Annotated in this window: 13 protein-coding genes; 9 read left to right on the forward strand and 4 right to left on the reverse strand. The window is 62.0% G+C overall.

Translation table 11 applies throughout. The features are described from left to right. Positions 1-96: 96 nt before the first annotated feature. Positions 97-1,626 (forward strand): carbohydrate porin, encoded by a 1,530-nt coding sequence (locus tag D0Y96_RS06480; RefSeq protein ID WP_252263521.1) that lies wholly within the window; start codon positions 97-99, stop codon positions 1,624-1,626. Between the two features lie 115 nt (positions 1,627-1,741). Here the strand turns inward: D0Y96_RS06480 and gpmI are convergent, their stop codons facing one another. Further along, complete coding sequence (gpmI, locus tag D0Y96_RS06485) at positions 1,742-3,343, reverse strand: 2,3-bisphosphoglycerate-independent phosphoglycerate mutase (RefSeq protein ID WP_117298511.1); 1,602 nt, start codon at positions 3,341-3,343, stop codon at positions 1,742-1,744. A gap of 91 nt (positions 3,344-3,434) precedes the next feature. Continuing rightward, the gene (gene eno / locus D0Y96_RS06490; protein ID WP_117298512.1) at positions 3,435-4,727 is read right to left on the reverse strand and encodes a phosphopyruvate hydratase; all 1,293 of its coding nucleotides are present in this window, start codon (positions 4,725-4,727) and stop codon (positions 3,435-3,437) included. 532 nt (positions 4,728-5,259) lie between these two features. Between eno and D0Y96_RS06495 the strand changes: the two genes are divergently transcribed. The 3 genes from D0Y96_RS06495 (at position 5,260) to D0Y96_RS06505 (ending at position 7,736) form a co-directional block, all read left to right on the forward strand. Beyond that, positions 5,260-6,240 (forward strand): hypothetical protein, encoded by a 981-nt coding sequence (locus D0Y96_RS06495; RefSeq protein ID WP_117298513.1) that lies wholly within the window; start codon positions 5,260-5,262, stop codon positions 6,238-6,240. Positions 6,241-6,363: 123 nt separating this feature from the next. Beyond that, entirely contained in the window at positions 6,364-7,179 is an 816-nt protein-coding gene (locus D0Y96_RS06500; RefSeq protein WP_117298514.1) for a helix-turn-helix domain-containing protein, read from the forward strand. Positions 7,180-7,271: 92 nt separating this feature from the next. Then, positions 7,272-7,736: a VOC family protein gene (locus D0Y96_RS06505; protein ID WP_117298515.1), complete on the forward strand. Its 465-nt coding sequence runs from the start codon at positions 7,272-7,274 to the stop codon at positions 7,734-7,736. 33 nt (positions 7,737-7,769) lie between these two features. Here D0Y96_RS06505 and D0Y96_RS06510 read toward each other — a convergent pair whose 3' ends face one another. Continuing rightward, positions 7,770-8,024 (reverse strand): ASCH domain-containing protein, encoded by a 255-nt coding sequence (locus D0Y96_RS06510; protein ID WP_350448986.1) that lies wholly within the window; start codon positions 8,022-8,024, stop codon positions 7,770-7,772. Between the two features lie 83 nt (positions 8,025-8,107). After that, positions 8,108-8,890: an ABC transporter ATP-binding protein gene (locus D0Y96_RS06515; protein WP_117298517.1), complete on the reverse strand. Its 783-nt coding sequence runs from the start codon at positions 8,888-8,890 to the stop codon at positions 8,108-8,110. A 52-nt stretch (positions 8,891-8,942) separates the two neighbouring features. Between D0Y96_RS06515 and argJ the strand changes: the two genes are divergently transcribed. From argJ to aceE, 5 genes are all read left to right on the forward strand, one after another. Beyond that, positions 8,943-10,163, forward strand: coding sequence for a bifunctional glutamate N-acetyltransferase/amino-acid acetyltransferase ArgJ (gene argJ, locus D0Y96_RS06520; RefSeq protein WP_117298518.1), 1,221 nt, complete (start codon positions 8,943-8,945; stop codon positions 10,161-10,163). Positions 10,164-10,374: 211 nt separating this feature from the next. Further along, positions 10,375-11,319 (forward strand): thiamine pyrophosphate-dependent enzyme, encoded by a 945-nt coding sequence (locus tag D0Y96_RS06525; protein ID WP_117298519.1) that lies wholly within the window; start codon positions 10,375-10,377, stop codon positions 11,317-11,319. Beyond that, a complete protein-coding gene (locus tag D0Y96_RS06530) occupies positions 11,316-11,624 on the forward strand; it encodes a hypothetical protein (protein WP_117298520.1) in 309 nt (102 codons plus the stop codon). Before D0Y96_RS06525 ends, D0Y96_RS06530 begins: the two co-directional genes overlap by 4 nt. Beyond that, positions 11,621-12,004, forward strand: coding sequence for a hypothetical protein (locus D0Y96_RS06535; protein WP_117298521.1), 384 nt, complete (start codon positions 11,621-11,623; stop codon positions 12,002-12,004). Before D0Y96_RS06530 ends, D0Y96_RS06535 begins: the two co-directional genes overlap by 4 nt. Positions 12,005-12,086: 82 nt before the next feature. Beyond that, complete coding sequence (gene aceE / locus D0Y96_RS06540) at positions 12,087-14,783, forward strand: pyruvate dehydrogenase (acetyl-transferring), homodimeric type (protein WP_117298522.1); 2,697 nt, start codon at positions 12,087-12,089, stop codon at positions 14,781-14,783. Positions 14,784-15,054: the final 271 nt, after the last annotated feature.

Below are 15,054 nucleotides of genomic sequence, written 5' to 3' on the forward strand. Positions count from 1 at the left end.
GGGGATATGTTATAAATACTCCTGACCGGAACCATTCCGGATTAACACTGCTGAAAACTCTCTCCTTCAGCATCGTAGAGAGTTCCCGGAGACACCTTGCGTATCTACCCTGTTTTCTTCAGCATCCTGCTTTGCCTGCCGGCCGCCGCGCAGTCCTCCAACGGACTGCCGGAGACCCCCATGCCGCAGAACGCACAGGGAACGCCCGCTTCCTGGGAACGGGCATCATTTTATAAAATCGCCTCGCTTTACCAGGCGCAGGACTTCGGCACGCAGCCGCGGCCCGATGCCGCCACCTCCTCCGAGCGCGTCTCTCCGGAACAGCCCGCGGACACGAATGAAGTCACGCTCTTCCCTCACAGCCAGACGGCTCCCTGGTGGGTCTCCGGCCAGGCCAATATCATCTTCCAGGCGCACCCCGGCTTCCACTCTGCCTATCAGGGGCCGAACAGCCTGCGCAATGCCGGCGAGTACAAGACCTCGCTGGTAGGTACGCTCTTTCTCGGCTACCAGCCCCACCACAACCTGCGCTACAACACCGATTTCATCGTCGACTTCGAGAGCGCGGGCGGGCGCGGACTCAGCGAAGCCCTCGGCCTCGCCGGCTTCACCAACCTCGATGTGGTGCGCAACCCCAATCTGGGTTCGACCCCCTACCTGGCGCGCGGCATCATCCATCAGACCATCGGCCTGACCGACCGCATGACCGACGCCGAGCGCGGATACTTCTCCCTCGCTGCAAAAGTGCCCGAGCGGCGCTTTGAATTCCGCATCGGCAAGATGAGCCTGCCCGACGCCTTCGACCTCAACTCCATCGGCAGCGACAGTCACCTGCAGTTCATGAACTGGACGATCGACAACAACGGCGCATGGGATTACGCCGCCGACACCCGCGGCTACACCGTCGGCGCCATGCTCGAATACGACGACAAGGACTGGAGCGCCCGCTACGGCCTCTTCGCCATGCCCGTCGTCGCCAACGGCATCGATCTCGACTGGGCATTCTCCCGCGCGCGCGGACAGAACATCGAATTCGAGCTGCGCCGCTCCGTCCTTCCCGGACGCAAAGGCGTCACCCGCATTCTCGGCTACGTCAACAATGCCCACATGGGCAGCTATCGCGAGGCGGTCGAAGCCTACCTCGCCGGAGTCGATTCCACTCCGACCATCACCGCGCACGAGCACTTCGGAGCCGTGAAGTACGGCTTTACCTGGAACAATGAGCAGGAGCTCACGCAGAATCTCCGCGTCTACAGCCGCTTCGGCTGGAACGAAGGCCAGCATGAGTCCTTTGCCTACACCGAAGTCGACCAGACCGTGGCCTTTGGAGGCGACTACGCCGGCGCCGGATGGCATCGCCCCAACGACAAGATCGGCGCAGCCTTTGTCAGCAACGCCATCAAGCGCGACCACCAGAATTATCTGAGGTATGGAGGACTCGGCTTCCTGCTCGGCGACGGCCGCCTTAACTACGGCCGCGAAAATATCCTCGAATCCTACTACACGTACCACGCCTGGAAGGGCCTGTTCTTCTCACTCGACGTGCAGCACGTCGACAACCCCGGCTACAACCGCGACCGCGGCCCGGTCTGGGTGGAAAGCGTGCGCACCCACGTCGACTTCTAGAGCCGGGCGCCCGCACCCTGCTCTGAGCGCAGCCGAAGGGCCCGGATCTTTAGACATCGATACGGTATGGGTGCCCCATGTCCGGATCTTCGGACATGGGTGAAGTACGGGTGTTCTACCCCAGGCGTACCCGCATATCTCCACCGGTCATCTGTCCAGGCTGATCGAGCCCCAGAATCCCCAGAATCGTCGGTGAGATATCGCGCAGCGATCCATCCGGCCGCAGCGTGTACTTCTGCGCATCCTCGGCGGCGTAAATAAACGGCACCGGATTCGTCGTGTGCGCCGTGTGCGGCCCGCCCGTCACCGGATCGACCATCATCTCCGCATTGCCGTGATCGGCGGTAATCAGCATCGACCCGCCGTGCTGCCGGATCGCCTGATAGATCCGTCCCAGGCTCGCATCGACCGCCTCCACACCTTTGATCGTCGGAGCCAGCTGCCCCGAATGCCCGACCATGTCCGCATTGGCAAAGTTCACGACGACAAGATCGAAGGCCGTGTCGTTCACGGCTTTGACGACGACATCGGCAATGCCATCCGCGGACATCTCCGGAGCCAGATCGTACGTCGCCACCTTCTTCGACTGCACCAGCTCGCGATCCTCGCCCGGAAACGGCGTCTCGATGCCGCCGTTGAAGAAGTAGGTCACGTGCGCATACTTCTCTGTCTCCGCCACGCGCAGATTGCGAAGCTGCGCCTGCGCCAGCAGATTTGCCAGCAGGTTCTCCATCGACTCCGGCAGGATGATCATCGGCAGCGTGAAATTCTTGTCGTACTGCGTCATGCACACGTAGTGCAGGTTCTTCGGAATCTCGCTGCGCGGAATCGTCTCATCCAGCTCCGCCGCGGCGATGAGAGAAATACCGCCATCCTTCGCCAGGTTACTGCTGCGGGTCAGCACCCGCGTAATCTGCCGCGCACGGTCGGCGCGATAGTTGAACATGATGCAGACATCCTCATCGCGAATCATGCCATTCGGATGCCCATGCGAATCTGTAACCACGAACGGCACAATAAACTCATCCGTCGTGCCGTTGTTGTACAGCTCCTTCACCCGCGCCACGGCGTCCTGATACGCTCCGCCCTCGGCCTGCCCGGTCACCATCGCGTCGAAGGCCTTCTTTTCGCGGTCCCAGCGCCGGTCGCGGTCCATCGCGTAGTAGCGGCCTGACACGCTGGCCAGCTTACCCACCTGGTACTCGCGCATCTTCTGCTCCAGCGCCGCCAGATAGCCCGCGCCGTTCGTCGGCAGCGTGTCGCGCCCATCCATAAAGGCATGCACGAAGACCCGCTCCAGCCCAAGCTGCTTCGCCGTCTTCAGTAGCGCGTAGAGATGGTTCTGATGCGAATGCACGCCGCCGTCCGAGAGCAGCCCGAAGAGATGAAGCTGCCGGCCGCTTTCGAGAGCGCGCTTCATCGCATCCACGATCACCGGATGCGTAAAGAATTCCCCGCTCGCGATCATCGCGTCGATCCGTGTGATGTCCATGCGCACCACGCGTCCCGCGCCGATATTCAGATGCCCGACCTCGCTGTTGCCCATCTGCCCGTCCGGCAGGCCCACAAAGTGCTCCGACGCGCGAATCAGCGTATTCGGATACTCGGCCAGCAGCCTGTCATAAACCGGCTTGCGCGCCAGTGCGATCGCGTTGTTTTCCACCTGCGGGCGGTAACCCCATCCATCCAGGATGGTCAGAACGAGCGGCTTCTTCAATACGGACAATTCTCTTCTCCAGATGCAGATGCTGCAGAGAAACAAACGGCGCGACAGCTCTCTCGCCGCCGCGCCGCAGGCTCAGAATGAATTACTCACCGAAGTTGACGGACTCGATGCCGAGGAACTCCGCGGCCTGTCCCAGCTCTTCTTCGATGCGCAGCAGCTGGTTGTACTTCGCAATGCGGTCCGTGCGCGATGCCGATCCGGTCTTGATCTGCCCCGCACCCGTAGCCACCGCCAGATCGGCGATGAAGGTGTCTTCGGTCTCGCCGCTGCGGTGCGAGATGATCGACGTGTAGCCATACCGCCGCGCCAGCTCGATCGCTTCCAGCGTCTCGCTGATCGTGCCGATCTGGTTGACCTTGATCAGAATCGAATTGGCGACGCCCTCTTCGATGCCGCGCTGCAGACGCTCGGTGTTGGTGACGAAGAGATCGTCGCCCACCAGCTGCACCCGCTGCCCCACCAGCTCCGTCAGCATCTTCCAGCCTTCCCAGTCATCCTCGGCCAGGCCGTCTTCGATCGAGACGATGGGATACTGCCGCGTCCAATCCTGCCAGTACCGCGCCATCTCCTCGCTCGTCTTCTCGCTCTTGTCCGACTTCTTGAAGATGTATTTGCCCGAGTCCTTGTCATAGAACTCGCTGGCCGCCGGATCGAGCGCAATCGCCACATCCTCGCCCGCCTTGTAGCCGGCAAGGTCGATCGCTTCGAGGATCACTTCGATCGCTTCCACGTTCGACTTCAGCGAAGGAGCAAAGCCGCCCTCGTCGCCCACCGCCGTGTTATAGCCCTTCTTCTTCAGCACGCCCTTCAGCGTGTGAAAGATCTCCGCGCCCCAGCGCAGCGCATCCGAAAAACGCTCTGCGCCCACCGGCATCACCATGAACTCCTGGAAGTCCACGTTGTTGTCTGCATGCGCGCCGCCGTTCAGAATGTTCATCATCGGCGTCGGCAGGATCGCCGCATTCACGCCGCCCAGGTAGCGGTAGAGCGGAATCTTCAGCGCATTCGCCGAGGCCCGCGCCGCCGCCATCGAGACCGCCAGAATCGCATTCGCGCCCAGCCGGGCCTTGTTCTGCGTGCCGTCGAGCGAGATCATCGTCGCATCCAGCAGCCGCTGGTTCGCCGCGTCCATGCCGGTCAGCTCAGGAGCCAGCACGCTCTCCACGTTCTCTACCGCCTGCAGCACGCCCTTGCCCAGATAGTGGCTCTTGTCGCCGTCGCGCAGCTCCACCGCCTCGTGCTCGCCCGTCGATGCTCCGCTGGGAACCGCGGCCCGGCCCAGCGTGCCGTCGGCCAGCACCACATCGGCTTCCACGGTCGGGTTTCCACGCGAATCCAGAATCTCGCGCGCATGAATCGCAGCAATCTCCGTCATATCACTCCTCAGAATCCTGTGTTGTAAGCGGTCTCGTAGTTTTGGACGGCGATCCACGCGAATCCACTCACCGGCAGTCCCGCCAATCGTGTCGATGAAGCTCATCGCAGTTCCTGCAGCCTTCCGCAAATTTCTCTGGTGTCCCAGCCGATTCTAACAAAGCCGCTTCGATCGCGGAGAACCGCAGCGGCCCTCCTGCAAACGTTATGCAAACGTTTAACCGCCAGTAACCGCCGTGGTTCGCAATCCTTGTGATCTTTGCCTTTCAGCGCACCCGTTCCTGTAGCTTTTCGTTATAGTTAGCCGCAGATAGCCTGTATTGGCGCGCCGGATCGGGCAACAGAACCGAAAGCGCGGAATCGGGAAACAGCGGTGCGCGCACTTAAAATGCATCGCAACCGGAGCATCCAACAGGTGTTGATATGGCTGTGGGCCCTTCGAAAACGGAAGCGCGGCGGCCGCTGTGGCCAGGGCCGGCAGCTCACATCAGGTAAAGCATGACGAGCTGGAGAGACGATCACGGAGTCGCATTATGAGCAAATTCAGTCAGTATCTTCTGCATGCCGCCGTCGGAAGCACCCTTCTGGTCTCCGCCGGCTTCGCTCAGAACAGCTCACAGAACACGCAGCCGCAGGCGGCGCAGGATCAGTATTCGGGTGTGTCACATCCGCCCAATGACGACACCATCACCGCCAGCCCTGACATGTCCAGTCCGGCGCCAAAACCGTCGGCTGCGGTCCCGGCCGTTCCTCCGCCGCCCCCCGCTCAGCCCGTCGCATCGGTTCCCGCGGCAGCTCCGGTCAATCCGGCCAATGATCCCAACTACGGCATCGTCTCTTCGGTTCCCGCGCACCCCGACGAAGATGCGGATGCCTCGGGCGGCGCGACCCTGAGCCGGCGCTCAATGAGAGCGGACTCCGACGACGATATCGTGCACATCATTCCTTCCTCGGGCAACGAGCTCGCTGAAGGCACCAACATCCGCGTGCGCCTCTCGCAGGGCCTTTCGACGACCAGCACCAGCTCCGGCCAGTCCTTCAAGGGCGTCGTGGCCTACAACGTTTACAAAAACGGGCGTGTCATCATTCCCGCGGGCTCAGAGCTGCGCGGCCGCGTCGTCGGCGTCACCCAGGGTCATCACATCGGCTCGCACGCCACGCTGCGCCTCCGTCCTGACATGGTTCTTCTGCCCGACGGCACCGCCTATCATCTCTACGCGCAGGTCGTGCAGTCGCAGGCGCCCGGCACACGCACCGATGACGAAGGCGGCATCCAGCCCAGCTCGAATCTGAAGAAGGACAGCATCGAGTACGGAGCAGGCGCCGGCACCGGGGCCCTCGTCGGCGCGAAGATCGCCGGCCCCCAGGGTGCGCTCGTCGGCGGACTCGTCGGTGCAGGCGTCGTCACCGCGCATCTGCTCATGCAGCATCCGCGCGCCGCCACTGTTCCCGAGGGATCGGAGATCGTCTTCAGCCTCACCGAGCCCATGGCGCTGACACCCACCCGCAATTAAGCTTTTTACCGGGTCTTCAAAACACCTCACAGACGGGAGCGCTTCGGCGTTCCCGTTTTGCTTTTACGCAAATCCATCCATCCTTCTCTCCTGCAACCGGGATACACTGGCGGCGTCTTCGCAATGAACCGCCTCCACCATCCCGCCGGGCCCCTCGGCTCTCTCGTCAAGTGCTTCTGGTACTGGGAGGGCGCTCCACAGACGCACACCAAAGAGCGGCTGATGCCTAACGGTGAGCCGGCCATCATCTTTAACCTGCGCAACGACCCCATCCGCATCTACGACAGCGGCGATACAGACCGGTACAGCACCTTCGGCCATGCCGTTCTCTCCGGAGCACACACCCGCAGCTTCGTCATCGATACCGCGCAGCAGGATCGCGTCGTGGGCATTCAGTTTCACCCCGGCGGTTCGTTTCCCTTCTTCCGCATGCCGGCATCGGAGTTTGAAAATACCTCGCTCCCTCTCGCCGGTCTGTGGCCCTCCACAGCAAATGATCTGCGCGAACAGCTTCTGGCTGCGCCGAACCTCGACGTCATCTTCGCGCTCATGGAGCGCTGCCTTCTCGAACAGCTCCTTCGCCCGCCTGAGCTGCATCCGGCCGTTCACTATGCCCGCGCGCTCTTCTGCCGCGAGCCGCACGCGACGACCGTCTCCCGGGTCATGGACAAAACCGGTCTCAGCCAGCGCCGCTTCATCGAGATCTTCCGCAACCAGATCGGTATCACGCCCAAAGCCTTCTGCCGCGTACGGCGTTTTCAGCGCGTGCTGGAAACTGTGCACCGCGTGCGCCAGATCGACTGGACCGAAGTAGCCCTCAACTGCGGCTATTACGACCAGCCGCACTTCATCCACGACTTTCAGGCCTTTTCCGGCTTCACTCCGACCGCATATCACGCCCGCGCCACCGAGCACCTCAACCACGTCCCCATCGCCTGACAGCTTTAGCTGCGCGGTTTTGCTGCCGTTCAGTTTTTTACAATCCCAGGCGCTCACCATGTACGACAATGGGTGCCGTCAGGAGAAACACTATGTCCACTGTCCCGTTCGTTCCGAATGGCTATCATCAGGTCCAGCCGTATCTCATGTTCAAAAATTGCGCCGAGGCCATCGCTTTTTACACGAAGGTCCTGGGAGCCACCGAGCGCTTCAGCATGAAGGGCCCGGATGGCCGCATCGGCCATGCCGAGATTCAGATCGGCGACTCCGTCATCATGATGGCCGACGAAAACGAGCCGATGCAGGCCTTCGGCCCGGAGCACTATCACGGCTCGCCCGTCAGCATCATGGTGTACGTGAAAGACTGCGACGCCACGTATCAGCAGGCCCTCGCTGCCGGAGCCAAAAGTCTGCGTGAGCCCGCCGACCAGTTCTACGGCGATCGCATGTCGGGTGTGCTCGACCCCTTCGGCTACAAGTGGTGGATCGCCACGCACATCAAAGATGTTTCGACAGAGGAGATGCAGGCGGCCGCCGCGCAGATCAAGCCCTCATGACACCGTAAACAGCGCCGCAGACCAGCGCGCAGGTTACACCGTCTTTTTGCGCGCCGGCCTCTTTGCGCGGGGTGGCACGTAATGAAAGCGGATCAGGTAGATCCTGTCGCCGCTGCCGTGCTTTGCCACTTTCAGCAGATCCAGCACGCCGAGAAACCCTGAAGCGCGCGCCAGCTCCGGCGTAATATCCGGAAAACCGATCGGCTCAATCGAATCCACCTCGATCTCGCCTTCCTCCATCTGGTATCGCTTCCCCACCGTCACACGGGGACTGTGCCAGATGCGCACGCTGCAGGTAATCTCCCCGCACCGCACTCCCTCGCGAAGGCGCTTCGTAAAGTGCATGCAGGCAGTCTACGCCCGGCCCCGGCTTACCATGAGTGCCAGTAACCGTTGCGCTCCATCAGCGTTACCTCCACGCCGAACAGCTCGCGCAGCTTGCCGGCCGTGATCAGCTCGCCCCGCGGACCATCCGCAAAGATCCGCCCCTGCCGCATCATGATCACGCGATCGATCTCCGGCAGAATATCCGCCAGGTGATGCGTCACCATCAGGATGCCCGTGCCCTGCTGCGCCACGTTCCGCAGCGCATCGCGCAATTCGCGCTGCGCCGCAATATCCAGCGCATTCGACGGCTCATCCAGCAGCAGCATCTCCGGCCGGTGTACCAGCGCCCTCGCAATCATGATCCGCCGCTGCTCGCCGGCCGACATCTCGCCCACCAGCTTGTTTTCAAGATGCGTCGCCTCCATCAGCCGCAGCGCCTCGTGCGCGCGCTCCCGCATCTCCGGCGTCACGTGCAGATTCGGCCACAGCGTCGATGCCGAGAAGAACCCCGCCACCACCGCATCCACGCCGCGCGTCAACGGCGTCCGCTCGCCCGGCAGATCGGCGCTCACCAGCCCCAGGTGCTGCCGCAGCTGCGAGACATCCCACCGCTCGTGCCCCAGCAGCTCCATCCGCATCTCAGGCGTCACCATCGGATACACCTGGCAGGTAATCGTTTTGATCAGCGTCGATTTCCCGCACCCGTTCGGCCCCAGAATGGCCACATGCTCGCCCCGCGCAATCCTGAGCGTGATCTCGTGCAGCACCACATTGTCGCCACGCGCTACCGTGACCTGCCGCATCTCCAGAAACGTACCGTCGGACATCTTCCCGTTTTCAGACAATCGACTCTCCTCTCCTGATAGAGTAAAACCGCACATGTCCGATTCCTCTTTGTTCTCCTCTCATGCTCTGCCGCGCGGTTTCCGTTTTGCTGCCGTAAAGGCCGGAATCAAGGCCAGCGGGCGTCCTGACTTCGCGGTCGCGGTCGCGGACAGCGCCGCCTCGGCCGCTGCCATGTTTACCGCAAATCGCGTGCAGGCAGCGCCCATTACCATCGGACGCAAACATCTGGTTCGCAGCAGCGGACAGGTTCGCGTCGTCGCCGTCAATGCCGGCAACGCCAACTGTGCCGCCGGAGAGGCCGGCCTGCGCGCCTGCGAGCAGACCTGCGCCGCGGCTGCTGCCGCCTTCGGCTGCCCTGAGCACGAAGTCTTTCCATCCTCCACCGGCATCATCGGCGTTCCTCTGCCCGCGGAAAAGCTCGTCGCCGCCATGCCCGAAGTGAGCGCCGCGCTGGCCGCCACGCCTGAAGGCCTCTCTGCCTTCGCCCGCGCCATCCTCACGACAGATACGAAGCCCAAGGTCGCGCACGCCACCATCGCCGTCGACGGTAAAGAAGTCCGCATCGCCGGAGTCTGCAAGGGCGCCGGCATGATCCATCCGCAGCTCGTCCCGCACGCCACCATGCTCGTCTACGTCTTCACCGACGCGGCCATCGAGCCCGCCGTGCTCGACACATACCTGCGCGGCGCAGTCGAAGTCAGCTTCAACCGCATCTCCATCGACGGCGACACCTCGACCAACGATACGGTCCTTCTGCTTGCCTCCGGAGCCTCCGGCGTCAACATCGCTTCCGGAGATGCGGCCTTCTCGCAGGCGCTCGCCGAGGTCTGCACCTCGCTGGCGAAGCAGATCGTCGACGACGGCGAAGGGGTCACGCACGTCGTTGAGCTGCAGATTGAAGGCGCTCCCTCCGACGCCGATGCGCTGAAGATCGCAAAGTCCATCGCTCACTCGCCCCTCGTCAAGACCGCATGGGCCGGCTCCGATCCCAACTGGGGACGCCTCATGGCCGCTATCGGTTACTCCGGTGTCGCCATCGAGCCCGAGCGCATCGCCATCTGGTTCGGTCCACAGCAGATCTGCGTCAACGGCGGACGCTCGCCGCACTTCGACGAGCAGACGGCGCATGCCTGGCTGCAGCAGCGTCATTTTTCCGTGCGCATCGACCTCGGCATCGGCTCCGGTACATGCCGCTTCTGGACCACCGATCTCACCGCCGAATACGTCAGCATCAATGCCGACTACTCCACATAAATTTTCCTTTTTGCATCACGAAAAGTGCAGATCGCTCAGGGCCGCATCAGTGTTGACGTTGCGGCCTGCTTAAAGCCGAAATACACAGAGTTATTCACAAAACTGTTGAAAACCCCGGTTGCGGAAGGCCCCTTTTTTGCTGTTCGCGCGCCGCCTGAAACAGCACAGCACCTGCGTTACAATCGACACTCAAAGGAAATCGTTCATACGCATGTCAGCCACGCTCAGGGAACAGGTAACTCCTTCCTCAGCCGCTCCGAAGAAGAGCTTTTCTCTCATCGGCGATGAAAAGCTTCGCGAGCTTTACGCATGGATGCTCAAATGCCGCATGCTGCAGGAGCATTCGCGCCCTTCCGCAAAGCGGAGCGCGCGCAGCGGCCATGCATCGTCCATCGGGCACGAAGCCTCGACCGTCGGTATTGCCATCGACCTGCTTCCCGACGACATCCTCGCGGCATCACATGGCGACCTCATCGCTGCCATGCTCCGAGGCGCGTCTCCCGGAGCCATGCTGGCTTCTCTGCGCAACGGCAGCGCCTCCGCGCGGAATGGCCACGCATCCGCGCCTGAAAAGAGCAAAGCCTCTTCGAACGGTCACGCGCCGCTGCCTCTTATTCCGCCCGCGCCCACGCTGGAAGCACAACTCGGCATCGCTACCGGAGCCGCCTTCGCGGCAAAGCTGAAGCAGAACGGCAGCATCGCCGTCGCCTTCTGCGGAAATGTCTCCGCGCCGCAGCCTCTCTGGCAGGAGACGCTGCACTTTGCCGCCGCTCATCGTCTTCCTCTGATCTGTGTCGTCCGCACCGCAGGCGATGCCGACCTCAGCCGCGTCGCGCTCGACTGCGGACTTCCCGGCATACCGGTCGACGGCAGCGACGTCGTCGCCGTCTACCGTGTCGCTTATGAGACCATCACGCGGGTGCGTCAGGGCAATGGTCCCGCGCTCATCGAATGCAGATCCGGCATCGGCCTGCGCCACAATGCTTCCACCGGCAGCGGCCATGCAGCCTCTGATCCCATCCACAACATGGAGCACTATCTCACCGGCAAGCATCTCTTCTCCGAACGCTGGAAGCAGAAGCTCGTCCGCGACTTCACGCGAGAGCTGGATAAAGCGGTGAAAAAGGCCGGGGGCGTCCCACAAAAGAAGAAATGAAGGAAGACGACGCGCGGAATATCGCCGGACGAATCTCCGCGGGTCATGCCTGGGAAACCCACGTCCTGCGAGATGAGCGTTTCCCTGAAGTCAAAACTCATGATGACTTCTTCACTCTTATCTTCGACGTTCTGACGAATCCCTCTGCGACTTCCCCGCTTCGCAGAAACCGGGAAGCGTTCTGGAGCGATGCGCACCAGACGCTGGTGATCGTAGACTATAAAAGCGAGGACTACGGCACGGCCTTTCGTCCCGCTGAGGGCAAACGCTATTTCAATGCATTGCGAAAGCGTGATGAGCCATGATGACAGTCGAAGCACAAAAAAATGAGAGCCTCATCCTCCGCCTCGACGAAGATGAGATTGAACAGTGGAACAACGCACTCAATGAGGTTTGCAACGGTTTCACCGTCGCTAATTTTCCCGCCGCCATCGGCGTTTCCAGAGATCATGCTCTGACGCTTCTCGAACGTCTGCACCATGCGTCATCGAATCAGATGCAGACCTTTTCGCTGGATGATCTGCTGGCGGTGCGTAACGCGCTTACTACCGTGCTGGCTGAGCTTGATTCCGGAGAATATCCTGCGCGCATGGGCTTTGCCGTCGAAGAAAGCAGACGCACCCGGGACGCGCTCGACTCTGTCGCCGCACGGTACCGCTTTGACCGCTTTCACAAGACCGCCTGATCCTCGACCAACGCACGTTGTATAACAAAGAGTGGGGCCGTGCCGGGCAGAAGTCCGGCCTCCGGGCGCACCAGGACTTCTCATGAGCACAAAACTTACCATTCCCGCACAGAACGACCTTGCCGAAGAGATCGCAGAGTGGATTGAGGCATTCGACGACATGGTGGTCGCCGAGGGCCCGGAACAGGGCGCGGAGTTGCTCGCAGCGCTGAAGCGCCGCGGCCGCGAAGCCGGCATCTCCTCCCCCAGCGAGCTCACAACGCCGTATCTCAATACCATCCCGAAGCACGAGGAAGTGCCTTACCCCGGCGACCGTTCGCTCGAGCGCCGCGTCGAAAGCCTCATCCGCTGGAACGCCATGGCCATGGTGCATCGCCAGAACAAAAAGGATGCGGGCATCGGCGGCCACATCTCGACGTATTCTTCGCTGGCCACCCTGCTTGAAGTCGGCTTCAATCATTTCTTTCACGCCAGCTATCCCTCGGCCACCGGTCAGGATCAGCCCGGCGACTTCATCTACTTCCAGGGCCACGCCTCGCCTGGTGTCTACGCTCGCGCCTTCCTCGAAGGCCGCCTCGACGAAGAGCGCCTGGGGAACTTCCGCCATGAGCTGCGCGACACTCCCGGCCTGTCCTCCTATCCGCACCCGTGGCTCATGCCCGACTTCTGGCGCTTCCCCACGGTCTCGATGGGCATCGGGCCGCTCAACGCCATCTATCAGGCGCGCTTCATGCGCTACCTCGAAAACCGCGGCCTGATCGAGAAGACGCAGCGCAAGGTCTGGGCCTTTATCGGCGACGGCGAAACGGACGAGGTCGATACCCTCGGCGCCATCTCCGCCGCCACGCGCGAAAAGCTCGACAACCTCGTCTTCGTCGTCAACTGCAACCTGCAGCGCCTCGACGGTCCGGTGCGCGGCAACAAGCGCATCATCGACGAGCTCGAAGGCACCTTCCACGGAGCCGGCTGGAACGTCATCAAGGTCATCTGGGGCTCCGACTGGGACCCGCTCTTCGAGCGCGACCACACCGGCCTGCTGCTGCGCCGCATGGAAGAGTGCGTCGACGGCGACTATCAGGCCTTCAAGGCAAAGGGCGGAGCCTACATCCGCAGCGAGTTCTTCGGCAAGTACCCTGAGCTGCTCAAACTCGTCGATCATCTCAGCGACGACGAGGTCGGCCACCTGCACCGCGGCGGCCACGACGCCACCAAGATCTACAACGCCTACAAGCGCGCCGTCGAGCACAAGGGCGGGCCCACCGTCATTCTCGCCAAGACCGTCAAGGGCTATGGTCTCGGCAGCGCAGAGGCCCGCAACGCCACCCACCAGGAAAAGAAGCTGACCGACGATGCCATCATGGCCTTCATCAACCGCTTCAATATTCCTGTGCCCGAAGATCTCGCAAAACAGGGCAAGTTCCTGCGTCCACCTCAGGACAGCCCCGAGATCGCCTACATGCACGAACGCCGCCGCTCTCTCGGTGGCTACATGCCGCACCGCGAAGCGCCCGCGCCGAACTTCAAGGCGCCCACTCTCGACTACTTCAGCGAGTGGACCTCGGGCTCGCGCGGACGCGAAGTCTCTACCACCATGGGCTTCGTCAGCATGCTGCGCCATCTTCTGAAGGACCCCGAGATCGGCAAATTCATCGTGCCCATCGTGCCCGATGAAGGCCGCACCTTCGGTCTCGAGTCCGCCATTCGCCAGGTCGGCATCTATGCCAGCGAAGGCCAGAAGTACAAACCGCACGATGTCGACATGCTGCTCTACTATCGCGAAGAGCAGGATGGACAGATTCTCGAGGAGGGCATCACCGAAGCGGGTTCGATGGCCTCCTTCACCGCCGCCGGAACCGCGTGGTCCAACTATCGCGTTCCCGCCATCCCGTTCTACATGTATTACTCTATGTTCGGCTTCCAGCGTGTCGGCGATATGATCTGGGCCTTCGCCGACTCGCGCGGCAAGGGCTTCCTCATGGGAGGAACCGCCGGACGCACCACCATGCTCGGCGAGGGTCTGCAGCATCAGGATGGTCACAGCCTCGTTCTGGCCTCGACCGTCCCCACCTGCGTCAGCTACGACCCGGCCTATGTCTACGAGCTCGCCGTTATTCTTCAGGACGGACTCCGCCGCATGTACCAGGAGAACGAGCAGGTCTTCTACTACATCACCATGTACAACGAAGATTACGCCATGCCCGCTCTGCCTGAGACGAACGTCGAGGCGGTGCGTGAAGGCATCGTTCGCGGCATTTACAAGCTCAAAGCAGCGCCCGCCGGCAAGCCGGTTGCCCAGCTCTTCGGCAGCGGTCCCATTCTCAACGAAGTGCTTCGCGCCCAGGATATCCTGGCGGAGAAGTACGGCGTGCAGGCCGATGTCTGGAGCGTCACCAGCTACAACGAGCTGCGCCGCGATGCGCTCTCCGTCGAGCGCTGGAACCGCCTCCATCCCGCCGAGCCCGAGAAGACTCCGTACATCGTCAGCGCGTTGCTGAAGACCAAAGGCCCGGTCATCGCGGCCAGCGATTACATGAAGGTGATGCCCGACCAGCTTTCTCCCTGGCTCGGCACGCGTCTTGTCACGCTCGGCACCGATGGCTTCGGCCGCAGCGACAACCGCGAGCATCTGCGCCGCCACTTCGAGGTCAATGCCGAATCCATCGTCGCCGCCACGCTCTCAAAGCTGGCCCGCGACGGCAAATTCGACGCCGTGAAGGCGCAGGCTGCCTTTGCCGATCTCGGCATCAACACCGAAGGCGGCGACCCGGCCCGTCTCTGAACCCCATCTCCGCTGCAGGCATTTTCCGTCAGCGGAAAACAAGGGCATCCGTGAAAGCGGGTGCCCGTTTTGCCTGAGCCTGGTTTCGTCTGCGCCGCGACACAACACAGACCACCCATCTTTCACCGGAGGCATCGAAGCGAAGGCACAGGGTCGTTCCTTCTCACCAGCCTTTACGCCTCAGATGAAGATTCCGTCATCCTGCTCTGCGATCATCGTATTGTTCCGGCAGGGTTTATTACGCAGTTTCATCTCTCTCCGGAGTGCGCGG

The sequence above is a fragment of the Paracidobacterium acidisoli genome (genome assembly GCF_003428625.2).
Lineage (GTDB): Bacteria > Acidobacteriota > Terriglobia > Terriglobales > Acidobacteriaceae > Paracidobacterium > Paracidobacterium acidisoli.

Coding starts and splice junctions, on each gene's coding strand:
- argJ (WP_117298518.1), top strand. CDS start 8,943: ATGTCCGATTCCTCTTTGTTCTCCTCTCATGCTCTGCCGCGCGGTTTC.
- D0Y96_RS06530 (WP_117298520.1), top strand. CDS start 11,316: ATGAAGGAAGACGACGCGCGGAATATCGCCGGACGAATCTCCGCGGGT.
- aceE (WP_117298522.1), top strand. CDS start 12,087: ATGAGCACAAAACTTACCATTCCCGCACAGAACGACCTTGCCGAAGAG.
- eno (WP_117298512.1), bottom strand. CDS start 4,727: ATGACGGAGATTGCTGCGATTCATGCGCGCGAGATTCTGGATTCGCGT.
- D0Y96_RS06505 (WP_117298515.1), top strand. CDS start 7,272: ATGTCCACTGTCCCGTTCGTTCCGAATGGCTATCATCAGGTCCAGCCG.
- D0Y96_RS06535 (WP_117298521.1), top strand. CDS start 11,621: ATGATGACAGTCGAAGCACAAAAAAATGAGAGCCTCATCCTCCGCCTC.
- D0Y96_RS06515 (WP_117298517.1), bottom strand. CDS start 8,890: ATGTCCGACGGTACGTTTCTGGAGATGCGGCAGGTCACGGTAGCGCGT.
- D0Y96_RS06495 (WP_117298513.1), top strand. CDS start 5,260: ATGAGCAAATTCAGTCAGTATCTTCTGCATGCCGCCGTCGGAAGCACC.
- D0Y96_RS06525 (WP_117298519.1), top strand. CDS start 10,375: ATGTCAGCCACGCTCAGGGAACAGGTAACTCCTTCCTCAGCCGCTCCG.
- D0Y96_RS06500 (WP_117298514.1), top strand. CDS start 6,364: ATGAACCGCCTCCACCATCCCGCCGGGCCCCTCGGCTCTCTCGTCAAG.